21 protein-coding genes are annotated in these 24,095 nt (G+C 65.5%); 13 read left to right on the top strand and 8 right to left on the bottom strand.

Annotated features, from left to right (window positions below):
• Nucleotides 1–8: 8 nt before the first annotated feature.
• On the bottom strand, nucleotides 9–1,208 hold the full coding sequence (locus DIE17_RS31640; protein WP_124485968.1) for a glycine C-acetyltransferase: 1,200 nt from the start codon (nucleotides 1,206–1,208) through the stop codon (nucleotides 9–11).
• A 161-nt stretch (nucleotides 1,209–1,369) separates the two neighbouring features.
• On the opposite strand from DIE17_RS31640, the gene DIE17_RS31635 reads away from it, so the two are divergent.
• The 3 genes from DIE17_RS31635 to DIE17_RS31625 all read left to right on the top strand — a co-directional run bounded on the left by DIE17_RS31635 (nucleotide 1,370) and on the right by DIE17_RS31625 (nucleotide 3,603).
• A complete protein-coding gene (locus DIE17_RS31635) occupies nucleotides 1,370–1,981 on the top strand; it encodes a helix-turn-helix domain-containing protein (protein ID WP_124921601.1) in 612 nt (203 codons plus the stop codon).
• 128 nt (nucleotides 1,982–2,109) lie between these two features.
• A complete protein-coding gene (locus DIE17_RS31630; RefSeq protein ID WP_124485970.1) occupies nucleotides 2,110–2,487 on the top strand; it encodes a DUF2471 family protein in 378 nt (125 codons plus the stop codon).
• Nucleotides 2,488–2,589: 102 nt separating this feature from the next.
• Nucleotides 2,590–3,603: a tyrosine-type recombinase/integrase gene (locus DIE17_RS31625; RefSeq protein WP_124485971.1), complete on the top strand. Its 1,014-nt coding sequence runs from the start codon at nucleotides 2,590–2,592 to the stop codon at nucleotides 3,601–3,603.
• A 139-nt stretch (nucleotides 3,604–3,742) separates the two neighbouring features.
• On the opposite strand, the gene DIE17_RS31620 is transcribed toward DIE17_RS31625, so the two are convergent.
• Nucleotides 3,743–4,924, bottom strand: coding sequence for a DNA-binding protein (locus tag DIE17_RS31620; protein ID WP_044848759.1), 1,182 nt, complete (start codon nucleotides 4,922–4,924; stop codon nucleotides 3,743–3,745).
• Nucleotides 4,925–6,745: 1,821 nt separating this feature from the next.
• On the opposite strand from DIE17_RS31620, the gene DIE17_RS31615 reads away from it, so the two are divergent.
• On the top strand, nucleotides 6,746–8,110 hold the full coding sequence (locus DIE17_RS31615) for a replication initiation protein (protein ID WP_044848760.1): 1,365 nt from the start codon (nucleotides 6,746–6,748) through the stop codon (nucleotides 8,108–8,110).
• Nucleotides 8,111–8,200: 90 nt separating this feature from the next.
• On the opposite strand, the gene DIE17_RS31610 is transcribed toward DIE17_RS31615, so the two are convergent.
• Nucleotides 8,201–9,262, bottom strand: a complete 1,062-nt coding sequence (locus tag DIE17_RS31610; protein WP_124485972.1) for a ParB/RepB/Spo0J family partition protein — start codon at nucleotides 9,260–9,262, stop codon at nucleotides 8,201–8,203.
• Nucleotides 9,263–9,285: 23 nt separating this feature from the next.
• Entirely contained in the window at nucleotides 9,286–9,948 is a 663-nt protein-coding gene (gene parA, locus DIE17_RS31605) for a ParA family partition ATPase (protein WP_040138954.1), read from the bottom strand.
• A gap of 1,148 nt (nucleotides 9,949–11,096) precedes the next feature.
• Here parA and arsC point away from each other — a divergent pair.
• Entirely contained in the window at nucleotides 11,097–11,453 is a 357-nt protein-coding gene (arsC, locus tag DIE17_RS31595) for an arsenate reductase (glutaredoxin) (RefSeq protein ID WP_044848770.1), read from the top strand.
• Nucleotides 11,454–11,805: 352 nt separating this feature from the next.
• Here arsC and DIE17_RS31590 read toward each other — a convergent pair whose 3' ends face one another.
• Both DIE17_RS31590 and DIE17_RS31585 read right to left on the bottom strand, forming a co-directional pair.
• Entirely contained in the window at nucleotides 11,806–12,042 is a 237-nt protein-coding gene (locus DIE17_RS31590; protein WP_124485973.1) for a zf-HC2 domain-containing protein, read from the bottom strand.
• Nucleotides 12,023–12,619 (bottom strand): RNA polymerase factor sigma-70, encoded by a 597-nt coding sequence (locus DIE17_RS31585; protein WP_124485974.1) that lies wholly within the window; start codon nucleotides 12,617–12,619, stop codon nucleotides 12,023–12,025. The genes DIE17_RS31590 and DIE17_RS31585 overlap by 20 nt, the downstream gene beginning before the upstream one ends.
• 375 nt (nucleotides 12,620–12,994) lie before the next feature.
• Between DIE17_RS31585 and DIE17_RS31580 the strand changes: the two genes are divergently transcribed.
• Nucleotides 12,995–13,549, top strand: a complete 555-nt coding sequence (locus DIE17_RS31580; RefSeq protein ID WP_044848764.1) for an NADPH-dependent FMN reductase — start codon at nucleotides 12,995–12,997, stop codon at nucleotides 13,547–13,549.
• Nucleotides 13,550–13,594: 45 nt separating this feature from the next.
• On the opposite strand, the gene DIE17_RS31575 is transcribed toward DIE17_RS31580, so the two are convergent.
• Complete coding sequence (locus DIE17_RS31575; protein WP_124529084.1) at nucleotides 13,595–15,838, bottom strand: hybrid sensor histidine kinase/response regulator; 2,244 nt, start codon at nucleotides 15,836–15,838, stop codon at nucleotides 13,595–13,597.
• Between the two features lie 467 nt (nucleotides 15,839–16,305).
• Here DIE17_RS31575 and DIE17_RS31565 point away from each other — a divergent pair, with 467 nt between their 5' ends.
• The 3 genes from DIE17_RS31565 to DIE17_RS31555 are packed head-to-tail and all read left to right on the top strand — an operon-like array spanning nucleotide 16,306 to nucleotide 18,246.
• On the top strand, nucleotides 16,306–16,674 hold the full coding sequence (locus DIE17_RS31565) for a response regulator (RefSeq protein WP_040138947.1): 369 nt from the start codon (nucleotides 16,306–16,308) through the stop codon (nucleotides 16,672–16,674).
• Nucleotides 16,667–17,293: a chemotaxis protein CheC gene (locus DIE17_RS31560; protein ID WP_124520174.1), complete on the top strand. Its 627-nt coding sequence runs from the start codon at nucleotides 16,667–16,669 to the stop codon at nucleotides 17,291–17,293. Before DIE17_RS31565 ends, DIE17_RS31560 begins: the two co-directional genes overlap by 8 nt.
• Nucleotides 17,290–18,246 (top strand): diguanylate cyclase, encoded by a 957-nt coding sequence (locus tag DIE17_RS31555; protein ID WP_124921599.1) that lies wholly within the window; start codon nucleotides 17,290–17,292, stop codon nucleotides 18,244–18,246. Before DIE17_RS31560 ends, DIE17_RS31555 begins: the two co-directional genes overlap by 4 nt.
• Nucleotides 18,247–18,316: 70 nt before the next feature.
• Here the strand turns inward: DIE17_RS31555 and DIE17_RS31550 are convergent, their stop codons facing one another.
• Nucleotides 18,317–19,201 (bottom strand): alpha/beta fold hydrolase, encoded by an 885-nt coding sequence (locus DIE17_RS31550; protein ID WP_124520170.1) that lies wholly within the window; start codon nucleotides 19,199–19,201, stop codon nucleotides 18,317–18,319.
• A 216-nt stretch (nucleotides 19,202–19,417) separates the two neighbouring features.
• Between DIE17_RS31550 and DIE17_RS31545 the strand changes: the two genes are divergently transcribed.
• The 4 genes from DIE17_RS31545 to shc all read left to right on the top strand — a co-directional run bounded on the left by DIE17_RS31545 (nucleotide 19,418) and on the right by shc (nucleotide 24,094).
• Nucleotides 19,418–19,750, top strand: a complete 333-nt coding sequence (locus DIE17_RS31545) for a hypothetical protein (protein ID WP_044848863.1) — start codon at nucleotides 19,418–19,420, stop codon at nucleotides 19,748–19,750.
• 248 nt (nucleotides 19,751–19,998) lie between these two features.
• On the top strand, nucleotides 19,999–20,847 hold the full coding sequence (gene hpnD / locus DIE17_RS31540) for a presqualene diphosphate synthase HpnD (protein WP_044848864.1): 849 nt from the start codon (nucleotides 19,999–20,001) through the stop codon (nucleotides 20,845–20,847).
• 4 nt (nucleotides 20,848–20,851) lie between these two features.
• A complete protein-coding gene (gene hpnE, locus DIE17_RS31535) occupies nucleotides 20,852–22,105 on the top strand; it encodes a hydroxysqualene dehydroxylase HpnE (RefSeq protein WP_124921598.1) in 1,254 nt (417 codons plus the stop codon).
• 15 nt (nucleotides 22,106–22,120) lie between these two features.
• On the top strand, nucleotides 22,121–24,094 hold the full coding sequence (gene shc / locus DIE17_RS31530; protein WP_124529088.1) for a squalene--hopene cyclase: 1,974 nt from the start codon (nucleotides 22,121–22,123) through the stop codon (nucleotides 24,092–24,094).
• Nucleotide 24,095 lies beyond the last annotated feature (1 nt).

Below are 24,095 nucleotides of genomic sequence, written 5' to 3'. Positions count from 1 at the left end.
CGCCTCCGTCAGACGATGCCGAGCGACTTGCCGACGCGCACGAACGCGGCGACCGTCTGATCGATCTGTTCGGGCGTATGCGCGGCGCTCATCTGCGTACGGATGCGCGCGCGACCGCGCGGCACGACCGGGAACGAGAAGCCGATCACGTAGACGCCTTCAGCCAGCAGCTTGTCGGCCATGTTGGTCGCAAGCTGCGCGTCGCCGAGCATCACCGGGATGATCGGATGCGCGCCCGGCACGAGCGTGAAACCCGCGGCCGTCATCTGCTCGCGGAAACGCGCGCCGTTCTCGCGCACGCGTTCGCGCAGCTTCGCCCCTTCGTCGCTGCCGAGCAGTTCCAGCACCTTCAACGACGCCGCGGCAATGCTCGGCGTCAGCGTGTTCGAGAACAGGTACGGGCGCGAACGCTGGCGCAGCAATTCGACGATCTCGCGGCGGGCCGCGACGTAGCCGCCCGATGCGCCGCCCAGCGCCTTGCCGAGCGTGCCGGTGATGATGTCGACGCGACCGTCGACACCGCAGTGCTCGGGCGTACCGCGGCCATGCGCGCCGATGAAGCCGACCGCGTGCGAATCGTCGACCATCACGAGCGCGCCGTAACGATCGGCGAGGTCGCAGATGCCTTTCAGGTCGGCGATGATGCCGTCCATCGAGAACACGCCGTCGGTCGCGATCAGCTTGTGGCGCGCGCCCGCGGCGTCGGCTTCCTTCAGCTTCGCCTCGAGGTCGGACAGGTCGTTGTTCTTGTAGCGAAAACGCTTCGCCTTGCAGAGACGGATGCCGTCGATGATGCTTGCGTGGTTCAGCTCGTCGCTGATCACCGCGTCGTTCTCGTCGAGCAGCGTCTCGAACAGGCCGCCGTTCGCATCGAAGCAGCTCGAATAGAGGATGCTGTCCTCGGTGCCGAGAAACGATGCCAGCGCGCTTTCGAGCTGCTTGTGCACGGTTTGCGTGCCGCAGATGAAGCGCACCGACGCCATGCCGAAGCCGTCCTGGTCGAGACCGGCCTGCGCCGCGGCGATCAGGCGCGGATCGTTCGCCAGACCGAGATAGTTGTTCGCGCAGAAATTCAGCACGCCGGCACCGCCGGCGAGCCGCACGGCCGCCGCCTGGGGACTCGCGATCTCGCGCTCGGTCTTGTAAAAACCGTCCGCGCGGATCTGGTCGAGCGTCCCGCGCACCTGGGCGAGAAAGGCATCACGCATCGCAAAGCTCCTGACAGGGATTCGCATCCCGTCGCGCGTCACTCGTGGCGGCAGCGCAACGGCCTGCTACTGTTATAGTCGGTCGTTCGGTTGACCGCATTTATCCGATATTCCGAACTAGAATTCGAAATACCGAACAACTCTAAGCGAACGGAAACCAAATGGCAAGTTCCTCCGCGTCGCGGCGCACGCCTGCCAGCGCCGCACCGCAAGCGCCGGGCGTGACGCCGCCGCGCGTCGGCGAGCAAATCCAGCGCCTGCGCAACGAGCGCAAGCTGACGCTCGACGACCTGTCGCGCGCGGCTGGCGTATCGAAGTCGATGCTCTCCGAGATCGAGCGCGACAAGGCCAATCCGACGATCGCGGTCGCATGGCGGCTCACGAATGCGCTCGGCATCACGCTCGACGAGCTGTTCTCTCAGCCGAAAGCGCCGGAGACGATCCGCGTGGACGGCCCGCACGACATCCCGACGCTCGCCGGCCACGACGGCCGCTATCAATTGCGCGTATGGGGCCCGATCGACCTGGCCGGCAAGTTCGAGTGGTACGAACTGACGCTGCAGGGCGGCGGCGCGCTCGTGTCGAACGCGCACGAACCCGGCACGCGCGAGCACCTCACCGTGCTGCAGGGCGCGATGGAAATCGAAGCCGCGGCGGCGAGCCGACGCCTGAAGGCGGGCGACACCGCGCGCTACCCGGCCGACACGCCGCACGCGATCCGCAACCCCGGCAAGGCCGAGGCACGCGCACTACTGATCGTGATTCATCGCTGACGATGCGGCTAGCTGGCCGAAAGGCCAGTTGCGGAAAATACTGTATGTTTGTACAGTAAACGAACATTCCGCCATGCATGGCTGGGGCGGCGCACCGAGGCGCCCGCGCCGGTCGACAGGAGCCTGCGATGACAGAAGAACAAGATTTGGCCGCGCTCAGCTTCAAGGCTGCCGCGCACGACCTCGAACTGATCGTCCGCCATATAGCCGGGCGCTACATCCGTCAGCGCGTCCCGCTGTCGTGGCGCCTGCTGCACGCGATCGAAGCCGAGGCGCTCGCCGATCTCGGTTTTGCCAGCCGGCACGAGGCCGGCATGCGTCAACTGTTCGAACGGCCATCGGACATGACCTTTCCCGAAACGGACGATCCGATCGACTTCGGCCGATCGAATGCGCTGCCCGCCGTGTTCTCGTTCGCGGTCCTCGCGTATGAAGCCGCGGCCAAATCGCAGGAAGCGGCGCCCCGCGAGCGCGTTCACCGCCCGTCGAAGGCGTGGGGCGACTGACGTCAGGCCCCGAGCGTCCGACACGGTGGGCGGCTCCCGCATCCTGCTGTCCGCGACGTTGCGGAAAGGGCTACCATATACGCAACTAACGGAATAAATGACATGTCCCTTCCCACGCCCTCCGACACCCCGGCACGCCCGGAAGAAAAGGATCTGTTCGACCGCGGCGCGTCCGACTGGATCATCTCGCCCGAAGCCGCGTTCGACGCGTGGCTTGCCATGCAGGACTACCGCCGTTCGTCGGCCGACGTCTACCGCGCGCAATGGGGCGCCTTTCTTGCCTGGCTGCGTGCAAACCAGAAAAACCTGGCCACGGTCGATACCGCAACGATCGCGAACTTCGTCGGCGAGCTTCCGATCCGGAAAACGCAGCGAATGCGTTATTTGCGGCTGATCGAACGCGTGCTCGACCACATCCGGCGCACCGAGTTCGCGTCCACCAACCCGGCCCGCTTCATTGCTCAGGATGGCGAAGCGAACTGGCGTCAGGCACGCGACAACGAGCCAACCGGTTTCCTGACGCCGGCCGAACGCGCAAAGTTGCTGGCCTACCTGTTTTCGCCGATCGGCGTGTCCGGCTCCGCGTACTGGAAAGAGCGCCGCGACCGCGCGCTCGTCGCCGCGTTTCTCGGCGCCGGCGTGAAGACCGGCGAAGCACGCGTGCTCACGATTAGTTGCATCAATACGAGCGGAACGTCGCTGCAGATCCCGTCGACGCATCCCGATTTCGCGCGCGAAACCCATCTGGCGTCGTTCGCGATCGCGTTGCTCGAAGCGTGGCTCGTGGAGCGCAAGCGCCAGGAGATTCCCGGCGAGCTCGTGTTTCCCGCATCGCACGCCGGGCGGCCGATGCACAAGGCGACGATGTTGCGCGCGATCGACGCGATCGTCGAATCCGCGGGGCTGACGTCGTCGCGCACCGCGCGCGCGAGTCCGCAAACGCTGCGCAATACCTATGCGGCCGAGCTGTTCGAACACGACGTACCGCCCGAGCGGGTCGGCAAATGGCTCGGCTTCGTGCGGCCGATCTCGTCGAACCGGCTGCACCGCGCGTGGAAAAACTGGCGTGACGATCTCGCGAATGGTGACGCTTCCGACCAGGACGAAACTCACTGATGACGAACCGGCTGCTCACGCGACGTGATCCGTGAGCAGCCTTGTGCAGCGTAGCCTCACCGTTTCCCCGCTCCCGAAAAACCTCACCTCACGCGTCCCGCATCACCTCACCTGTGCGATCGCTGTGCCGACCGGCGCGTCAATCGCGTGCAAAGCGTGCGATCGCTTCGAATCGTGAAGGCCAGGGCCCCGACGCATGTTCGCATTCGGGGCACGATACTTCGAACCCGTCGTCGCCGTGCGACAACTCCGGTTCGCCATCGCAATGCGGGCACTGGGTCGGCACCGGAATTTCATGGTCCAGTGACGTCCCGATCGCGGAAAACGCATCGGCATCCAGCTGACCGGCATCGGCCAGGCGCCGGATCAGCGCGGAAATCTCCGGGTTCATCCCGCGGCTCGCGCGCAGCGTATTCACCTCGCGCGTCGCGCGCTCCAACTCGTCGCCCTGGCTGCGAAGCTGTTCCTCGAGCCGGTCCGCGCGGGCCTTGGTCGAACTCAGTTGCTGAAGGAAATCGAATTCCTTGCGTTGCACGTCGCGCAAACCGCTCTGATAGGTCGACGCCATGCTGCGCAGCGAGTCCAGCTCGACCAGCATCGGTTTGACGCGGCGCTCGGCTTCGGCCACCGCATCCTTGATCTGCTGCGCATAGTGTTCGGTGCGCTGCTGCAATTCGGCTTGCAGCGTGTCGATACGGTCGCGCAGCGCCGCGTTCTGCGTCTGTTCGGCATCGACGCGGCCGGCCATGGCGGCCAGTTCCTTTTCGAGTCGGGCGACTGTGGTGAGCAGCGTCGCCTCGTTTGCCGAACCGTGCGTCGATTGCGAGGCCAGCTGCACCTCGAGCTCGGTCACACGCGCCTGCAACTGCTCGTTGCGGGCTTCGCTGCGCGTCAGCGCGCCCTCGAGGGTTTCCTGGCGAACCGTGGCGTCGCGCAGCCGCTGTTCCGCATCGGTCACGCCGGCGCGGATCTGCTCGCGGTCGACATCGAGACTTTCCCTGGCCGCTTTCAACGCCTCTTCATATAGCGCGCCGAGCAATGCGCCCGCCTTTTCCTCGACCGCTTTCGGAATCGCCGCACCGTCGAGCCGAACCTTCGACGCGGCACGGATCCGTTCCCAGAAATGATCGATGTCCTTCGGAATGTCGCTGGCACTGCCGGTCTGGGTCAGATCGCGGACATTGGCGGCCGACGGCCGGATGCCGAGATCGAAAAACAGGCGCTTGCAGGCATGCAGCGACAACTCCTGGCGGCGCGCGCCGCTCGCGCGTAGCGATTCGAGTTCTTCCCGGATGGCTTCACGTATTTCATCCAGCGTCATGGCAGGACTCACAGACATTGAAATGTTGTGATCATAACGGAATACGTATTTTTTGATACCTGTTTTTGTCGGCCGCGGTGAATTTACGTCACTGTGCACAGAAATCGGCGCTGTGAGCCGATCTGGATGAGCCAGCGTCCCGATTCCGTGAAACAAAGCGAAGAAAGCGAGCCAAGTACTTGTGTTGAAAGCGTTTTTTAGCAAGCCCCGAAAAAGGGCATTTGTTTCACATGATGGGCGTCACGCTCACTGTCGGTGTTCAGGGGTTGGGGTCTCTGTGGAAAACTCGACGACCGATGTCTTGAGAGTATTAGAAGTAAACACCCTTGAACCCTTAGTTAAAAACGTTAACGCCACGGCACAGCCTTATGTAGCAAGGCTTTCCGGCCGACAAGGTGAAGTTTTACGGGAATCAAGGTGATCTTCTGCGGGAGCTGAAGTGATGGGGTTCGGGGATCTGCGTGAGCCGATGCAGGAAAGGTCGTGAGCGGATTCGGGATCACAGTGAAATGCGAGATTTCCCAAAGGTGAGGTTTTTCGGGGCTGCACAGCCATGGAACCCGCGCTGTGTCTGCGCGCACAGTTTTCTGCCTGTGCAGACATAGGTGAGAATTTGCGGGACCTTACTCGCGCCCCTATTCTGCCCATCTTTTGGGCAGTTTTCATGAAAGGTGAGGTTTCACGGGACTCCACAGGGATTTGCTGTGAGGATTTCCGGGAACCGACGGTCATTTTGCACAGCAAAAGTGCCCTGCGGGGCCTGTGAAGCCTGAAAGGTGAGGCTTTTCGGGAGCGAAATCCGGGTTTTCCTGCCCGGATCCCGTTGAGGTGAGCTTTTTCGGGACATCGATCACAGGCTGTCGTTTGCCTGATAGGTGAGTCTTTTCGGGAGCGCCATTTGCTCGAAAATAGGGCAAAGGTGAGGCTTTTCGGGACCCATAACGGGGCGAATTCGCTGAAAAGCCCGCCGGGACTGGCAGAAATCTGATTTTTGCTGTGCCACTTTTTGGCACAGGTGAGAGTTTTCAGGAGTCGATACACAGCTGCCGCCGACGTTCGCCTGCTGCAAAGGTGAGGCTTTTCGGGGGACGATCGCCGGACACAGCGGAACGCCTGCTGCACATAAGTATCGGACGGCATTGACATTTTTGATACCGCGGCGGTTACGGTGAGGTTTTTCGGGAGCCGTATCCGCGTCCGTTGGAGCGCCGCTTTTTTCAATAAGGTGAGGCTTTTCGGGAGGTCCTGGCTGGCGATCCCGCGTGCGCCGGGGACTCGTCTGGATCCGGGGCACAGAATTCCGAGCCGTTGAGGTGAGAATTTTCGGGACCGAACGGTTTCTGTGCGCTGTACAATGCGCGCCCGGGCCTGTGAATCGGCTTCGATGGCCTCGAGGCGCATCCTTTTTGGCGCGCTTCCCGGGTCCCGGGCGTGGTTGCGGTCGCCCCGGTCAGCCGCGCCTGTACATGCATACAGGCCGGTGCGGGCCTGTCCGCTCGATGTCGCGACGTCCAGTGGCGACCCTGTGACGAGGATCCGGAAGTGCAGTCGCAAAATTACGACAAATCGAAAGGTGAGCCGATACGGGAGCAAGTTTCGCACGTGTCGAGCACAGGCGAAAATCTGTGAATCCGCGCATCCCGCGACACGTCTGGACGAGTCCGAAACGCTGTAAATCCGGACCGGTGAGGGTTTTCGGGAGAGGGTTGGGGTGAGTGCCGTTTCACACGCGCACTTCACCCGCTATGGTGAGCATGTCGTTCTGGACGCACATCACCACAGGCGCTATCCTTCCGTGAAACTTCTCCTCCGACCCGACGCATGGCCACGAAGCGCGCCAAGAAAACCGATGTGGATGTGGTGAGTGCCAGTTCAGCCGAATTGCGTAAGGCCGTCGAGGCGATCGCAATTCAGCCGAAGAGCGGCAAGATCACGCTCCTGACCCGCAAGCTGTTCAACGTCCTGCTCGCCGTCGCGCAGCAGGCCGACGACTCGGGCGATACGTATCGCGCGCTGCTGTCGGATATCGTCGCCAACTCCGCCTTCGATTCGAACGACACCGCGCTGGTGAAGGAACACCTGCGCCGCATGGTGTCGGTCCAGGTTGAATGGAGCACGGGGACGTCGAGCCAGAAGCCGGGCCGCAAGTGGGGGATCTCGACGCTGATCGCCGATGCCGAAATTCTCGAGGATCCGGCTACCCGCCGCGTGTGGGTCGAATTCTCGTTCGCACCGAAGATCAAGAAGAAGCTGCTCGACCCGGTCCAGTACGCGCGTCTGAGCCTGCAGTTCCAGAGCCAGCTGCGCAGCAGCGCCGGTCTCGCGCTCTACGAGATCTGCGTGCGCTACCTGACGAACCCGAGCCACCTGACGATGCGCGAGCCGTGGGAATGGTGGCGGCCGATCCTGTCGGGCACGCCTGATACCGAAGCCGGCGACGAGGCGAAGCGCGAGTACAAGTACTTCAAGCGCGACTACCTGCGTCCGGCGATCGCCGAGGTCAATGCGGTCACCAATATCTTCGTCGAACTGATCGAACATCGCGAAGGGCGCCGGGTCGCGGAGATCCAGTTCCGTGTGACCGAGCGCAAGCAGCCGATGCTCGCGCTCGACGAGCATCCGAACGTGTTCGACAGCACGCTGGTCGACCGGATGGTGAAGCTCGGCATTCCGCTCAAGGAAGCGCAGACGCTCTACGCGGACAGCGAGGAAAACCGGATTCGCGCCGCGCTGCAGATGACCGAGCAACGGATGCGCAGCACGACGCTGCCGCCGGTGCGCAGCGCGCCCGCGTTGTTCAAGGATGCGCTGAAGAAGGGTTATGCGCCGCCGGTCGAGTCCGTCGACGCGCTGCCGTCGGGCGCGCCTGCCGCGAAGGTCGTCGCGGCGCAGCCGGACGATCTGAAGGCGCGTCTGTTGAGCGAATTCGCGGCGTTCCGCCGCAAGGAAGCGAAGGTGCTGTACGAGGAGCAGGGCGACGCGGAGCGCGAAGTGGCGCGCGAGTCGTTCGAGTCGGAAGTGCTGCCGACGATGGGCTCGCACCTGCGTGACGACTGGCGCAAGCGCGGCCTCGATTCGAAGCTGGCCGAGACGGCGTTTTTCGACTGGCTGGCTCAGAAGACCTGGGGCGAGCCGACCGACGGCGACCTGCTGTCGTTCACCCTGAATCAATCGCGGGCCGCCTGAGGCCTGTTCAGGCCCCTCTGACGGGCCGCCGCCGGCCGCCCGCCCAACCGGCGGGCCCGGCGCATCGCCAGGCCCTGCCGGCCGTTTCCATCAGTCCGACAACAGCATCCGCTCGAGCTGCTCGAGGATCGCGTCGCGCTTGTCCTTCGGGAGGCCGCGCAGGCGCAGTTCGATGCGGTCTTCGCCATACGACTTCAGGTCGCCGACCGACTTGCCGCCGAGCTTGATCTCGAGACGCTGCGCATAGCGCTGGCGGCCCGCCGGCTTCGGCGTTTCCTGCGCCGCGACGCGGCCCTTGACGATGTCCGACACCTGACGCGTGCTGAGATCGTCGGACACGATCTTGTTGATCAGGCGCAGCGTCGCCTCGGTGCCGCGCGCGTTGTGATAACGGCCGACCTGATACGCCATGTTCGAACCGAAACGATCGGGACGCGCGACCATCTCCTGCATCACGCTTTCCGGCAGCTTGCCGATCGACAGCGCGACCGCGACCGTCGACTCGTCGAGGCCGAGATGCTCGGACAGTTCCTTCTGACTCAGGAAGTGCTTGTCGTCGAGGAAGCGGCGCCATACGACGGCGTTGTCGAACACCGTCTGCGAATCGCGTTGCACGTTCAGGTCGTAGCCGAGCTTGTAGCTCTGGATCCCGATCGGCACGTCGATCACGATCGCCTTTACCGACTCCTTGTTCGCTTCCTTCAGCGCGCGCACGCGGCGGCCGCCATCGCTGACGAAATACGAACCCGGATTGTCATAGTCCGGAATCACGTGGATCGCCTGCTGCTGCCCCTGCTTCGCGAGGTTGACCGCGAGTTCGGCAATCGACGACTTCAGATAGAAGTGCCGCGGGTTGAACGGGCTATGCTTGATCGCCTTCAACGGCAGTTCGATTACCTGGCCGGGCGCATAGCGGTTCTCGAGGCGCCACGCGCGATATTGCGGCGACTCGTCGATCGACGGATCGAGCAGGACGTCCGGAGACGGTGGCGGCGTGATGTCCTTCTTGGCGGACTTCGTCGGGACCGGCGTGGCCGTCTCGGATTTGACGATGCCGTCGATGGCATTCAGCCGATCAAGCGCCGTGCGCTTCTCGCTCGTCGTGATATCCGGGCGCGCTTGGAATCCTTTTGCAAATTGGGAGGGTTTCATGTGACTCCTTTATGCGCATAAAGTCAGGGCAGCATGGCGACGATTTCGTCGGCACATGCGCGAATTTCCGCGGCGGCCAGCTTGGCGCCGCGATCGTTCATCTGCAGCACGGTCTGACCGAGCGCCATTGCCTGCTTGTACGCTTCCCGGGTCGGGATTTGCGTCTTCAGCAACGGGAAGCCGAGCTCCTCGAGCGCACGCTTGAGCTCGCGGGTCAGCATGCGCTTCTCTTCGGTCTTGTTCAGCAGGAAGACGGCACGGAGGTCTTCGTTCATCACCTGCGCCTGCTGGATCAGCTTCACCAGCCCGACGCTCGACCAGTAATCGGCTGGCGACGACGAAGTCGGAATCACGGCGATCGATGCGGCCAGCAGCACGACGCCGGAGACTTTCTCGGTGATCGACGGCGGGCAATCGACGACGATGATGTCGTAGTCGTTGATGAACTTCTTGATCTCGCGATGGATCTGGCCGCCGGCTTCGGCGAGATTGACGACCGGGAACGGGATGCCGGCGTCGCTGTCACCGGATGCGCTCGACCAGTGAACCAGTGTGTTTTGACCGTCGGCGTCGATGACGAGGACGCGCTTCCCTTTCTCATGGAATGCCGCGCCGAGGTGCATGGCAATCGTGCTTTTGCCGACGCCACCTTTTTGTTGAGTGACTGCAATGATTTCCGCGGCCAATTTTCACTCCTGTTTTTGGTCGTTGGAATTCTACAGGACGATATTTATATTTCAATGAAATTGTCGTTTGCCAACTACGCGTTAGCCATTCGGGTCATCGGTTTATGCGCATAAACGAATGGGGACGCTGGCTGACTGCAGCGGATGGCGGCGAGATTGCTGCGGTGGATGATGAGCGGATGGATCGTCGTGACGACAGGCGTTTCTGCCCCCTCGTTCGAGAAGCTGATCGGCGCAATGTGTTGGCGCCTGCCCCGTCGATAGCCGAACGCGCGGGGCCTTGGTGACGGAGGAGTTTGTGCGCATAAACTTCGGCGGTGCTGGAGAGCATCTGCGAGTCGTCGTCCTCGCTTGAGCATGAGCCTGGATGACGAACGCGGCGCGACCCAGGCCGGCGCGATACTCACGCCGTGTGCCGTGTGCCGTGTGCCGTGTGCCGTGTGCCGTGCGCCGTGCGCCGTGCGCCGTGCGCCGTGCGCCGTGCGCCGTGCGCCGTGCGCCGTGCGCCGTGCGCCGTGCGCCGTGCGCAGCGTGCAGCGTGCAGCGTGCAGCGTGCAGCGTGCAGCGTGCAGCGTGCAGCGTGCAGCGTGCAGCGTGCAGCGTGCAGTGGCGAAGCGGTGAAGCGGTGAAGCGCTGGCCGCCCCCAGCGTTTATGCGCATAAACCATCGAGAGGCTCGGCCGCGATCGGCGGCCCCACGTCGGCAAGCGCGCATTAATACGTCCCGAGACAATGCCCCGGACGGACGCGATCGCGTATCGCCCCGCTGATCGTTCGAGGCATCGAAGTGTCCGGGCCAGTCGCGATATCAGTGGACCTCCCCACCTCGCGAAGCGATAGCTTTATGCGCATAAACTCGGCGACGCATAAACCGTGCGGGTGGCCCTCGCGTCGGAACCTGCAACACGCCAGAGCGATGCGTCGTTGTTCATCTGCGCTCCCCGCCGTAGACGGCCTTGGCGATGGTCCATACAACGCACTTTATGCGCATAAAGGCATCACGCGCTCTGCACGCTCGTCGGCGCGAACGATTCCTCCCCGCACGCCGCACCGTACTCCAACTCCCCTTTCGCCCGCGTGCCGGTCCCCGCCCAAACGCACGCAACGAGACTGGCTACAATACGTGCCTTTCCTATCCAGGTCCGAATGATGATCACGATCTACCACAACCCCCGCTGCTCGAAGTCCCGCGAGACGCTCGCACTGGTCGAGACGTTGAACACCGCCGGCACGCAGGTGAATGTCGTCGAGTATCTGAAGACGCCGCCGACGGTCGAGGAACTGGAAGCGTTGCATCGTCAGCTCGGGCGCCCGGTGCGCGACATGCTTCGCGACGGCGAAGAGCCGTACAAGACGCTGGATCTTGCCCGTGCGAGTCTGACCGACGCGGAGGCCTATGAAGCGATTGCGGCTCATCCTATTCTGCTGCAGCGTCCGATCGTCGTGTATCGAGGCAAGGCGGCCATCGGTCGTCCGCCCGAGTCGGTGCGCGCGCTGTTCGAATAATTGTTGTTCGGCGTATTTTTCTTATCGTATCATCCCGGCGCGAGCGCGCCGGGAATAAGCGGCTGAATTCGCGGGCCGCAACCGACCACCGTGGCTACGCTGCCGATGGTCATCAAATGAGCCGCGCGTCGCGGAAATCACGAGACGCATCGAATCGACCGGTTGAATTCGACTAGCACAACCGTCCACCGTGGCTGCCCTGCCAGCAGTCATCGATGGAACCACTCGTAGCAGCAATCACGAGACGCGTCGGATCGCTCGACTGAATTCGAATATCACAACCGTCCACCGTGGCTACGCTCCCAGCCGTCATCAAATGAACCGCTCGTAGCAGAAATCACAAGGCAGCAACTCAGCCCTGCCCGTCGCCCGACGACTCATCCCGATCGCCACCCGCTTCATCCCCCGTCCCCCGCCCTGCCGCCGCATGCGCTGCCGTCCGCAGCAGCGCGATCTGCCCGCGATACACGCGGCATCCGCCGCAAGTCGGCAGATGCACATGCACCTGCATGCGCTCATGAAGCGTCAAGGACCGGTCGAGCGCATCCGACAGCAGTCGCGTCACGTCCCTACATTTCCCCGGCAGCATCTTCGGTCGTCATTCCTTTTTCGCTGAGGCAGGTGCGCAGGCGCGTGCGCGCCCGATACAGCAACACGCTGCAATGATTCGTCGTCAACGTCAGTTCGCTGCAGATGTCGGCAATCTCGACGTCGAGGAATTCGCGCATCATGAACACGCGCCCGATGTGTTCCGGCAAGTGGTCGAGGCAGACCTGGAACAGCATCCAGAACTGCTGTTGCTGCAATAGCGTTTCGGGGCGCGGCCACGGCCGCGGCTTCGTGTGCGGCGCCCAATGCCCGTTTTCCTTGAAGAGTTCGCGATCGAGCGCGGATTCGCCGTCGAGTTCCGCATCGAGCGCGGACAGGCTCACCGTCCGCTGCCGCGCGCGCAGGATGTCGATCAGCTTGTTGCGCAGGATGCCGAACACCCAGGTCTTGTGGGCGGACCGTCCCGCGAACTCGCCCGCATGCGACCACGCGGCGGTCAGCGCTTCCTGCACGGCATCCTCGGCCGCATCGGTGTCGCGGAGCTGGAGTCGCGCGAAGCGCAGCAGGTCGCGCCGCAGTTGCGCGAGATAGGCAGGATCGTCGTACGCGGACAGCATGGCAGGTCGGGAGCCTTACGAAGCGAAAGCGCTCGCGTGCGCGCCACCGGGCGGGCGCATCGCGGTGTGCGAGCAGCTTACTGGGCGAGACGCTGCGCTGCAACGCATGTTCCGTCGCGAATTCACGAAGCCGGCTGGCGCGCTGCGCTATGCTTGCCGAAGCCCGGCGTCGCGCGCCGCGAAATCGCGACGCGGGCGGTCTGTAACATAAGACCATAACGGTCAAGTTATCCACAATTTCTGTGGAAAACCTTGTGGAAAGTCGGCCGGTCGGCCCCGTGGGACGGCTCGCGGGCTGGCTTGCCTATAAACAGACCTTTGTCGCCTGTCCAGAATCAATCGACCCGATTCCTTACTCACCGGAAGGAGAAAGCCATGTCCTATCGTGTTGCAGTCGTCGTCGGCAGCCTGCGTCGCGGTTCCTGGAACCGCGCGCTCGCGCAAGCCGTGATCTCGCTCGCCCCCGCCGATTTCTCGTTCGAATTCGTCGAGATCGGCGAACTGCCGCTCTACAGCCAGGACTACGACGCGGACTTTCCGGAAGTCGCGAAGCGCTTCAAGCAGTCGATCGAGGCGGCCGACGCGCTGCTGTTCGTGACGCCCGAGTACAACCGCTCGATCCCGGGCGTGCTGAAGAACGCGCTCGACTGGGGCTCGCGCCCGTGGGGGCACAACTCGTGGTCCGGCAAGCCGGGTGCGGTACTCGGCACGTCACCGGGTGCGACCGGTACCGCGCTCGCGCAGCAGCACCTGCGCAACGTGCTTGCGTATCTCGACGTGAAGACGCTCGGCCAGCCGGAAATGTTCATCAAGCACGACCCGGCGCGTATCGACGACGAGGGCCAGATCGTCAGCGAAGACACCCGCAAGTTCCTGCAGGGTTTCGTCGACCGCTACGTCGACTGGGTGCGCGTGCTGAAGGCGGCCTGATCGCCGTTTCCTTGCCGCCGCCGGCACCGGCCCGCATGCCGCGGGTCAGGCGCCGGCGTGCCGTGCGTCGCGCGCTTCGCGGATGCCGAGCAGGATCTCGTCGAGCAGCGCGATGTCGAACGGCTTCGACAGCACGCGCACGTCGACGGTACGCGTGCGGTCGAGTTCCTCCGCGTAACCCGTGACGAGGATCACGGGCAGCTTCCCCGGCCGCTTGTCGATCGCTTCGGCGAGATCGATGCCGTTCAGGCGGCCCGGCATGTGGATATCCGAGATCACCAGGTCGAATGCGTCGTTCGCGGCCGCGCCTTCGATCAGGCGCAGTGCGTCGTCGGCGGTGGGCGCATAGGTGACGCGGTGCCCGAGCAGCGTGAGCAGCGCCTCGGTGCCGGCCGCGACTTCGCTGTTGTCCTCGACCAGCAGCACGTGCAGGCCGGCAAGCCCGCCCGCGTCGTGCACGGCGGCCTGCGGTCGCGCGACGATGTCCTCGGCGCGTGCGCGCGGCAGGTAGAGGCGCACCGAGGTCCCGGCGCCGACCGCGCTGTCGATCGTCGCGAGTCCGCCCGAGCGCTCGCAGAACGCGAACACCTGCGGCAGCCCGAGCCCCGTTCCCATCCCCTGCGCCTTCGTCGTGAAGAGCGGCTCGAACGCGCGCGCGAGCACGTCGGGCGGCATGCCCGAGCCCGTATCGTCGAGCGAGATCTGCACGAAGTCGCCGGTCAGCGGAAAGCCGTCCTCGCGGCGCAGCGTCACGTTGCGCGCGCCGACGGTGAAGCGGCCGCCGACCGTCATCGCATCGCGCGCGTTGACGGCGAGATTGATCACCGCGAGCTCGAGCTCCGCGACATCGACCCGGATCGGCCATACGCCGGGCTCGATCGCGACGACCAGCAGCGATTTCGAACCGAGCGACGTCTTCAGCAGTTCGCGGCACGTGCCGAGCCATTGACCGACGTCGATCGTCTCGCTGTGCAGCGGCTGCTTGCGCGCGACGCCGAGCAACTGGCGCGTGAGCGACTGGCCGTTCTTCAGCGCGCGTTCGATCGCGCCGAGTTCCTTGTCGAGATGCTGGACGCCGCGTCGCCGCGCGATCTGCACGTTGCTCGAGATGATCATCAGCAGATTGTTGAAGTCGTGCGCGACGCTGCCGACCAGGTTGCCGAGCGCCTGCATCTTGCGCGACTGCCGGTACGCGGATTCGATCGAGCGTCGCATCGACGCTTCGGCCTGCCAGCGGTCCCAGGCCTCCTCTTCCGCCTTCAGCCGCTTCAGCGACAGCCAGATCACCGACCACAGCGCGATCGACGGCGCGAACATCGAGATGAACAGCACGCTCAGGTGTTCGTACCATTCACGCCAGATCGCCGACGTGCGGTACGCGCAGGTCACGTACACGGGGTAGCTGCCGACCTGGCGGTACGCGACGATCTCGCTGCTGGCGCCGTCGTGGCGCACCCGCACGACGCCCGCGCGCGGATCGCTTTGCGCGTTGCCGAAGGTGGCCGTGAGATCGGTGTGCGCGAGCGACGGCGGCGGCGGATACGACGCGATCACCGCGCCGTCGGAACGCGCGAGCGCCATCGTCATCGGGGTGGCCGCGCCGCCGAGCAGGTCGCGGTAGAACGCGTTGAAATACGACGACTTCAGCGCGATCGACACCATTCCGGCGAACGAACCGTCGCTATGGCGTCGCGCGACGCCCGTGTTGAACACGGGGATGTTCTCGAGCTTGAGCGGCCCCATCATCAGCTTCGAGATGTGTTCGATCACGCGGCCGTCGCGGATGCCGGCGAAGTCGTCGCGGTTCGCGATCGACGCATAGGGCGCCGGATAGTAGAGGCTGTTGGCGAGCAGCATCCCGCTCGCACCGAAGATCGACACCGCGGCCACCTGCGGATAGCCGCCGCCGATCGTATTCAGCGCTTCGTGGATGTCGGATTCGTGGCGGCGCACGGTGGCGTCGTCCATGTCCTGCACGAGGTCGACGATGCGCGCATCGAGCGTCTCGCTCAGGTCGAACACCTTGAGCGCATGTTCCTCGGCGACGCGCACGGTGCGCATCGTCACGTCGCTCGCCGCGGCTTCGCGGGCCTTCAGGTCGTTGTACGCCATGACCGACACGTAGATGCACGGCAGCACGATCGCCGCGACCAGCAGCACGATCAGCGTCACGCGCCGGACCGCGAAATCGTGCTCGGGCGCGCCGGACGCATAGTTGCCGTCGTCCTGCCAGTCGTCGGCGGGCGGTGCGGTGTGCGTGCGGGAGTCGGCGGGACGTTCGGACGTCATCGAAGAAAGCGGGTGAAGCGGAGGTGTTCCATCATAAACGAGTTGCGCACGTGCGCCGTACCGCCGCACCGATGTGCAACCTGGTGATTCCGACAGGGGCACGGTGAAAGTTTGAAAACGCTATGAATCCGGCAGCGCAAACGTACACAAAGAAAAATTTTGCGTGCTTATCTCGAAAATGGTCGCGGCTGTTTTCGGAATGCCGGGCGAATGAAGCGATTTTGTTCGAAATGGTGAAAATGGCGAGTTGCACCGCCTTCGGTTTACTCAGAGAATCGCGCCTTGCTTTCCCCATGACAGATATATGCGCCCGCCGGCGTTTGCGGCGCGGTGTGTCGCGTGCCTCGCGCCGCGGCGCCCGCGCGCGGCCGCACGGCGGTGGCCGCGCTTGATCGCATGGCGCCTAAAGAAGCGCGCCGCGCGGTCGTTAACGCGAGAGAGACCATTCCGTATACCGCTTCGCCGCCATGCCTTTGCCGATCGTGATCGCCGACGACTCCTTGCTCGCTCGCAAACTTCTGACAAAGGCACTGCCGGGAGACTGGGACGTCGACGTCGCGTATGCGGCGAATGGTCGTGAGGCCCTGGCGCTCTATCGTGACGGCAAGGCTTCCGTGATGTTTCTGGACCTGACGATGCCCGACATGAACGGCTATCAGGTGCTCGAGACACTGCGCCACGAAGACCTGAACACGTTCGTGATCGTGGTATCCGCCGATATCCAGCCGCAGGCGCAAGCACGCGTGCGCGAATTGGGCGCGATCGCATTCGTTGCCAAGCCCGTGACGTCGGAGGCGTTGCTGCCCATTCTCAAGGAGTATGGGTTGTATGCCTGAATCGGTGTTCACGGCGGAGCAACGCGACGCGTTGCAGGAAATCGCCAACCTCGCGATGGGCCGTGCCGCCGCACGGCTCGCGCTGCTGCTCGGGCACTTCATCGAGCTGTCGGTACCGCGCGTGCGCGTCGTGAAGGCCGCCGATGCGGGCGACGCGCTGCGCGAGATGACGGGCATCCACGAGAACGTGACGGCCGTGCGCCAGGGATTCCGTTCCGACATCAAGGGCGAGGCGATCGTGCTGTGCCGCAGCGCGGGCGTCGCGCGGCTCATGTCGCTGATGGAGCGCACGTTCGGCGACGGCGTGTATGCCGGCATGGCCACGCAGGACGAACTCGTGTTCGATGTCTCGAACGTGCTGATGAGCGCATGCGTCGCGTCGATCCTCGACGAGCTCGGCCGCAAGCCCGTGTTTTTCCCGCCGGGGCTGCTCGGCGCGAACGTGTCGTTCGACGACGTGTTCCAGCCGACCGCGCTGGCCTGGAGCGTCGCGCTGCTGCTCGAAGTGAACTTCGGTCTCGAGGATCACGCGTTCCGCGCACATTTCGTGATGCTGATGGCCGAGGACTCGATCCGGCTGATGGGCGAAGCGCTCGACGCGTTGCTGTCCGCGCTATGAACGCGACCCCCGCCGCCACCGCCACTGCCGCGTCGCTGAGCGACCTCGTGATCGAACGGGTGGGCTTCGGCCTGTTCGTGCTCGACCGCGCGATGACCGTGCTGATGTGGAATCGCTTCATGCAGGACCACAGCGGCATCCCGGCCGCCGAGGTGATCGGTCGCAACCTGTTCGACTGCTTTCCAGCGCTGCCGCGCGCGTGGCTCGAGCGCAAGCTCGAGAGCGTGTTCCAGCTCGGCAGCTTCGCGTTCAGCTCTTGGGAGCAGCGGCCCTACCTGTTTCGCTTCGAGCACGACCGGCCGATCACGGGCGGCGTCGACTACATGCAGCAGGATTGCACGTTCATGCCGCTCACGCGCGGCCGCGAAGTGGAGGCCGTGTGCGTGACGATCTCGGACGTCACGCACGTGAGCGTGATGCAGCGCGAGCGTGAGGAGGCGGTCGCGAAGCTGCGCGAGCATGCGAATCTCGACGGCCTCACCGGCATCGCGAACCGGCGCTTCTTCGAGGCGCGGCTCAGTGACGAGTTCGCGCGCTGGCAGCGCTACGGCGGCGACCTGTCGGTGCTGCTGTTCGACCTCGACCACTTCAAGACGATCAACGACCGGTTCGGGCATGCGGCCGGCGATGCGGTATTGCGCGAGACGGCGCGCCGCGTCGCGTCGATCGTGCGCGCGCAGGATACGTTCGGCCGTTTCGGCGGCGAGGAATTCGCGCTGCTGCTGCCGTGCACGAATCTCGACGAAGCGATGCGGGTAGCGGACAAGGTGCGCTACGCGATCGGCAGCACGCCAGTCGACGCGGAAGGCGTCAGCGTGCCGGTGACGGCGAGCGTCGGCGGCGCGTGCGCGACGACCGGCGCGCTGGCGTGCGACGTGCTCGTCAACGAGGCCGATACCGCGCTCTATCGCGCGAAGCGGCTCGGGCGCGACCGGTCGATCGCATACGCGTAAGCGCGGCGCGGCCGCAGCGCGGTTACCTGCGGCGTACCGCACACCGCACACCGCGCGTGCCGCGCCTCCGTCAGCTTTTCGCGATATCCGCCAGCACGCCGGCCAGCACGGCCGGCTGCGACACGAACGGCGAATGGCTGCTGTCGAGCTGGTGCACGTGCGTCGGCTTGCCGGGCACGAACGCGTCGGCTTCGTCGATGAAGCGCTGCTGCAGCGCGGGCAGGATCACGCGATCGGCCAGGCACTTGATGTAATGACGATCGATCGCGCCCCAGCGTGCGACGGTCGTCGGGATCGCGGTCGCGAACGGCGCGGCCGGCACGTCGCAGGTCATCAGGTTCGCCACCGCCTCGAAGTCGGCCTGCGGCACGTCGTCATACAGTGCGCGCTTCACGAGCCCGCGATACGCGGCATCGCCGCTGTGCGGATCGATCCGCAGCGCGCCCGCGACGCGCGGGCTCGCGAGCATCAGCGGGCCCAGCATTTCGCCCTTGTTCTCGGGTGCGCGCACGTAGTCGAGGCCCGGCACGCCCGACGCGGGCATGAACGCCGCGAGATAGACGATCTTCGCGATCTTCTCCGGCGCACGCTCCGCCGCGGCCGTGATCGCGAGGCCGCCCATGCTGTGCCCGACGAGCACGACCTTGCCGCGGCCGAGCGCATACGCGTCGTCGACGGCCTGCATCACCTGCGTCGCGTAATCGTCGAGCGTGGTGTTCGCGACCGGCGACGGCTCGGCGCCGAAGGCGTCCTTGTCGAGCGGCCGTTCGAGATAGGATGCGGGAAAGTGGGCGTTGATGCCGTGCGCGGGCAGGTCGCGCGCGATCGACAGGTAGCCGCGCGCGGCCAGCGCGGCCGCGACGTGCGCGTAGCACCACGCACCGTGCCACGCGCCGTGCACCAGCACGAAAACGGGATGGTCGGATGGCGCGGTGGCGGTTACGTTCGTCTCCATGGTGTCCGTGTTTTTTGAGAAAGATGTTCATCTTAGACGAAGCCGCGTCGACGAAGCTGCGCGCCCCGGCATGAACGCACGGCCCGGGCGTGCGCGGGCGCGCACCGGCTCTCGCGATGCGGCGCTTTTGTCTCGTACAGGCCACATTTCGTCTTGATCTGATTTGAATTTGCGCCGAAGCGCGCTAATTTGACGCTTTGCTCCCGATTGCGCCCCATGAACGTCGATTACCTCTTCTACCGGCGGCCGGACAAACCCGGCCCCTATTCCCTCGACGACCTGGGCGAGACCGCGCCGCCGATCGGCCCGAGCGACATGGTGCGCGCGGGGATCGCGCGCGTATTCGAGCAGATCGACTGGCAGGAATCGCCCGACGTGCCGGGCGCGTGGTTCGGCACCGGCGGCCCGTCGTTCCAGTTCACGGCGGAGCCCGACGGGCGCGTGACGAGCTTCATGGGCTCGCGGCTCGAACGCCGCTCGATGCTGCAGCTGACCCGTGAAATGGGGCTCATCGCGCTCGACCTGCAGCGCGACATCGTCTACGGCTGACGGGCGGCGCGGCGCCGCTCCCCGCCGCGGCCGGTCTCCCAAGCCCCGCGCGGGCCCCCGGGCGCGGCGGTGTCCGCCATCGAACGTCAAAGATTGCTATACTTTCGCCCAATTCCGGCTTCCGGCCGGTAATTTGTGCCTGTCTGCGTCGATCGTTCGCATATCTCGCACGCATTTGACGCCCTGACCAACCCAGCCGGGCATGGCTTCTTCAATCGCCCCGCGTGGGTGTCTCCGTGGAGCTCGTCTTGGCCGTTTCCAATCTCGTCGTGGACGAACAAGAAACCGACGCCGCTGCCGTCACATCGGGCAGTTCTTTCTATCTGGCGATGCGCATCCTGCCGGCCGTGCAGCGCGACGCGATGTTCCAGGTCTATGCATTCTGCCGTGCGGTCGACGACATCGCCGACAGCGACCTGCCGCGCGCCGAGCGCAACGCGGGCCTCGATCGCTGGCGCGCGGACATCGATGCGTGCTTCGCCGGCCAGCCGCCGCGCCATCTGGTCGCGCTCGAGCGCGAGATCCGCGCGTTCGACCTGAAGCGCGAGGACTTCCACGCGATGATCGACGGGATGGCGATGGACGCCGCCGAGGACATCTGCGCGCCGGACGAACCGACGCTCGACCTGTTCTGCGATCGCGTGGCGAGCGCGGCCGGCCGGCTGTCGGTGAGGATTTTCGGGATCCCGGAGGCGGCAGGCATCAAGCTGTCGCACCACCTCGGCCGCGCGTTGCAGCTGACGAACATCCTGCGCGACATCGACGACGACGCGGCGATCAACCGCTGCTACCTGCCGCGCGAGCTGCTCGCGCGCGAAGGCATCGCGATCACCGATCCGGCGACGATCGTGCGCGATCCGGCGCTGCCGCGCGTATGCGCGACGCTCGTCGAGCGCGCGCTCGAGCACTTCCGCGAAGCGGACGCCGTGATGGATACGTGCACGCGTGCGCAGGTGAAGGCGCCGCGCATCATGTCGGGCGCGTATCGCTGCATCCTGGAGGCCGCGATCGCGCGCGGCTTCGCCGCCCCGCGCGCGCCGCTGCGCAAGCCGAAGGCGCGCATGCTGATGATCGCCGCGCGCTACGCGCTGTTCTGAGCCGATGCCCAGAACCGTCCACGTGATCGGTGCAGGACTCGCGGGGCTGTCGGCCGCCGTCGAGCTGCAACGCCGCGGGCGGCGCATCGTGCTGCACGACGCGCATGCGCATGCGGGCGGCCGCTGCCGCTCATGGTTCGACGGCGTGCTGAACACGACGCTGGACAGCGGGCTGCATGAGGTTTTCGCGGGGCAATCCGCGACCCAGCGCTACCTGCGCGCGATCGGCGCGGCCGATCGGCTCACGGGGCCCGCGCTGCCTGAATGTCCGGTGGTCGACGTCGCGTCGCAGCAGCGCTGGACGCTGCGTTTCGGCAACGGGCGCTGGCCGTCGTGGCTGTTCGACGCCGCATCGCGCGCGCCGGGCACCACGCCGCTCGATTATCTTGCGCTGGCCTCGCTCGCGTTCGCGCGCACCGGCCGCTCACTCGCACAGACGATGCGCTGCGACGGCGTGCTGTGGGACCGTTGGCTGCGGCCGTATTTCCTCGGGGTGCTGAACGTCGAGCCGCGCCACGCGAGCGCCGAACTCGCGCGCGCGGCGCTGTGCGGCACGTTTGCCGCGGGCGGCTCCGGATGGCGCCCGCTCGTCGCGCGCCACGGGCTCGGCAGCGCGTTCGTCGAACCGGCGCTGCGGATGCTGCAGCACGGCGGCGCGCAGATCCGGCTGAATTCGCGGCTCGATGCGTTCGAATTCGGCGCGCACGGCAACGCGGTCGATGCGGTCGCGATCGGCGGCGAGCGCGTCGATCTCGCACCGGGCGACGCGGTCGTGCTGGCCGTGCCGCCCGAGGTCGCGCAGCCGCTCGTCCCGGATCTCACCGCGCCCGACACGTTCAGTGCGGTCGTGACCGCGTATTTCGCGGTCGATACACCGGCCGACGGCCCGCTGCAGACGACCGTCGTCAACGGCGTCGTCGACGCGGTGCGCACCGGCGGCGGTCCGCTCGCGGCGACCATCCGCGACGCGGGCCGCTGGCTCGACATGCCGCGCGATGCGCTCGCGCGGCGCATCTGGGAAGACGTCGCGCGCGTGACCGGCGCGAACCCGGAAACCATGCCGGCGTGGCAGCTCGTGGTCGAGCCGCGCGCGGGGTTTGCGGCGGTGCCGTCGCAGGAAATGAAACGTCCGGCCGTGCGTACGCGCTGGACCAATCTCGTGCTGGCGGGCGACTGGATTGCCACCGGCTTGCCCGCCACGATCGAGGGCGCGATCCGTTCCGGCCAGCTGGCCGCGGACGTGCTCCAGACACAGTAAGCAACAGAGGGACCGATGAACGATCTCACCGAAATGGCCACCCTGTCCGCCGGCACCGTGCCGGCCGGGCTCGACGCGGCCGTCGCCGGCGCGACCGACGCGCTGCTGGCCGCGCAGAACGCGGACGGACACTGGGTCTACGAACTCGAGGCCGATTCGACGATTCCCGCCGAATACGTGCTGCTCGTCCACTATCTCGGCGAGACGCCGAATCTCGAGCTCGAACGGAAGATCGGCAAGTATCTGCGCCGCATCCAGCAGGCCGACGGCGGCTGGCCGCTGTTCACCGACGGCGCGCCGAACATCAGCGCGAGCGTGAAGGCGTATTTCGCGCTGAAGGTGATCGGCGACGACGAGAACGCCGAGCACATGCAGCGTGCGCGCCGTGCGATCCACGCGATGGGCGGCGCCGAGATGTCGAACGTGTTCACGCGCATCCAGCTCGCGCTGTACGGTGCGATTCCGTGGCGCGCGGTGCCGATGATGCCGGTCGAGATCATGCTGCTGCCGCAGTGGTTCCCGTTCCACCTGTCGAAGGTGTCGTACTGGGCGCGGACCGTGATCGTGCCGCTGCTGGTGCTGAACGCGAAGCGCCCGATCGCGAAGAACCCGCGCGGCGTGCGCATCGACGAGCTGTTCATCGACCCGCCCGTCAACGCCGGCCTGCTGCCGCGCCAGGGCCACCAGAGCCCCGGCTGGTTCGCGTTCTTCCGCGTGGTTGACCATGCGCTGCGCGCGGTCGACGGCCTGTTCCCGAACTACACGCGCGAACGCGCGATCCGCCAGGCCGTGTCGTTCGTCGACGAGCGCCTGAACGGCGAGGACGGCCTCGGCGCGATCTATCCGGCGATGGCCAACGCGGTGATGATGTACGACGTGCTCGGCTATGCGGAAGATCATCCGAACCGCGCGATCGCGCGCAAGGCGCTCGAGAAGCTGCTCGTCGTGCACGAGGACGAAGCGTATTGCCAGCCGTGCCTGTCGCCGGTGTGGGACACGTCGCTCGTCGCGCATGCGCTGCTCGAAACCGGTGACGCGCGTGCCGAGGAAGCCGTGCTGCGCGGCCTCGACTGGCTGCGCCCGCTGCAGATCCTCGACGTGCGCGGCGACTGGATCTCGCGCCGGCCGCACGTGCGGCCCGGCGGCTGGGCGTTCCAGTACGCGAACGCGCACTACCCTGACGTCGACGACACGGCTGTGGTCGTGATGGCGATGGACCGCGCGCAGAAGCTCAGGCAGACGGACACGTATCGCGACTCGATGGCGCGCGCGCGCGAATGGGTCGTCGGCATGCAGAGCAGCGACGGCGGCTGGGGCGCGTTCGAACCGGAAAACACGCAGTACTACCTGAACAACATTCCGTTCTCCGATCACGGTGCGCTGCTCGATCCGCCGACCGCCGACGTGTCGGGCCGCTGCCTGTCGATGCTGTCGCAGCTCGGCGAGACGCCGCTGAACAGCGAGCCGGCCCGTCGCGCGCTCGACTACATGCTGAAGGAGCAGGAGCCGGACGGCAGCTGGTACGGCCGCTGGGGGATGAACTACGTGTACGGCACGTGGACGGCCCTGTGCTCGCTGAACGCGGCCGGCCTGACGCCGGACGATCCGCGCATGAAGCGCGGCGCGCAGTGGCTGCTGTCGATCCAGAACAAGGACGGCGGCTGGGGCGAGGACGGCGACAGCTACAAGTTGAATTACCGCGGTTTCGAGCAGGCGCCGAGCACCGCGTCGCAGACGGCCTGGGCGTTGCTCGGCCTGATGGCGGCCGGCGAGGTGAACAACCCGGCCGTTGCACGCGGCGTCGACTACCTGATCGCTCAGCAGAACGAAGAAGGCCTGTGGGACGAGACGCGCTTCACGGCAACCGGCTTCCCGCGCGTGTTCTATCTGCGCTATCACGGCTATCGCAAGTTCTTCCCGCTGTGGGCGCTCGCGCGCTATCGCAACCTGAAGCGCGCCAACGCGACGCGCGTGACGGTCGGGATGTAAC

Source organism: Burkholderia sp. Bp9099 (assembly GCF_003857805.1).
Classification (GTDB): domain Bacteria; phylum Pseudomonadota; class Gammaproteobacteria; order Burkholderiales; family Burkholderiaceae; genus Burkholderia.
Note: the sequence above shows the minus strand (reverse complement) of the source record. Positions and strands in the feature narration are given on the sequence as shown.

Bases quoted from the DNA above. Each gene is read 5' to 3' on its own strand.
- DIE17_RS31640 (WP_124485968.1), bottom strand. From the start codon at position 1,208: ATGCGTGATGCCTTTCTCGCCCAGGTGCGCGGGACGCTCGACCAGATC.
- DIE17_RS31635 (WP_124921601.1), top strand. From the start codon at position 1,370: ATGGCAAGTTCCTCCGCGTCGCGGCGCACGCCTGCCAGCGCCGCACCG.
- DIE17_RS31630 (WP_124485970.1), top strand. From the start codon at position 2,110: ATGACAGAAGAACAAGATTTGGCCGCGCTCAGCTTCAAGGCTGCCGCG.
- DIE17_RS31625 (WP_124485971.1), top strand. From the start codon at position 2,590: ATGTCCCTTCCCACGCCCTCCGACACCCCGGCACGCCCGGAAGAAAAG.
- DIE17_RS31620 (WP_044848759.1), bottom strand. From the start codon at position 4,924: ATGACGCTGGATGAAATACGTGAAGCCATCCGGGAAGAACTCGAATCG.
- DIE17_RS31615 (WP_044848760.1), top strand. From the start codon at position 6,746: ATGGCCACGAAGCGCGCCAAGAAAACCGATGTGGATGTGGTGAGTGCC.
- DIE17_RS31610 (WP_124485972.1), bottom strand. From the start codon at position 9,262: ATGAAACCCTCCCAATTTGCAAAAGGATTCCAAGCGCGCCCGGATATC.
- arsC (WP_044848770.1), top strand. From the start codon at position 11,097: ATGATCACGATCTACCACAACCCCCGCTGCTCGAAGTCCCGCGAGACG.
- DIE17_RS31590 (WP_124485973.1), bottom strand. From the start codon at position 12,042: ATGCTGCCGGGGAAATGTAGGGACGTGACGCGACTGCTGTCGGATGCG.
- DIE17_RS31585 (WP_124485974.1), bottom strand. From the start codon at position 12,619: ATGCTGTCCGCGTACGACGATCCTGCCTATCTCGCGCAACTGCGGCGC.
- DIE17_RS31580 (WP_044848764.1), top strand. From the start codon at position 12,995: ATGTCCTATCGTGTTGCAGTCGTCGTCGGCAGCCTGCGTCGCGGTTCC.
- DIE17_RS31575 (WP_124529084.1), bottom strand. From the start codon at position 15,838: ATGACGTCCGAACGTCCCGCCGACTCCCGCACGCACACCGCACCGCCC.
- DIE17_RS31565 (WP_040138947.1), top strand. From the start codon at position 16,306: ATGCCTTTGCCGATCGTGATCGCCGACGACTCCTTGCTCGCTCGCAAA.
- DIE17_RS31560 (WP_124520174.1), top strand. From the start codon at position 16,667: ATGCCTGAATCGGTGTTCACGGCGGAGCAACGCGACGCGTTGCAGGAA.
- DIE17_RS31555 (WP_124921599.1), top strand. From the start codon at position 17,290: ATGAACGCGACCCCCGCCGCCACCGCCACTGCCGCGTCGCTGAGCGAC.
- DIE17_RS31550 (WP_124520170.1), bottom strand. From the start codon at position 19,201: ATGGAGACGAACGTAACCGCCACCGCGCCATCCGACCATCCCGTTTTC.
- DIE17_RS31545 (WP_044848863.1), top strand. From the start codon at position 19,418: ATGAACGTCGATTACCTCTTCTACCGGCGGCCGGACAAACCCGGCCCC.
- hpnE (WP_124921598.1), top strand. From the start codon at position 20,852: ATGCCCAGAACCGTCCACGTGATCGGTGCAGGACTCGCGGGGCTGTCG.
- shc (WP_124529088.1), top strand. From the start codon at position 22,121: ATGAACGATCTCACCGAAATGGCCACCCTGTCCGCCGGCACCGTGCCG.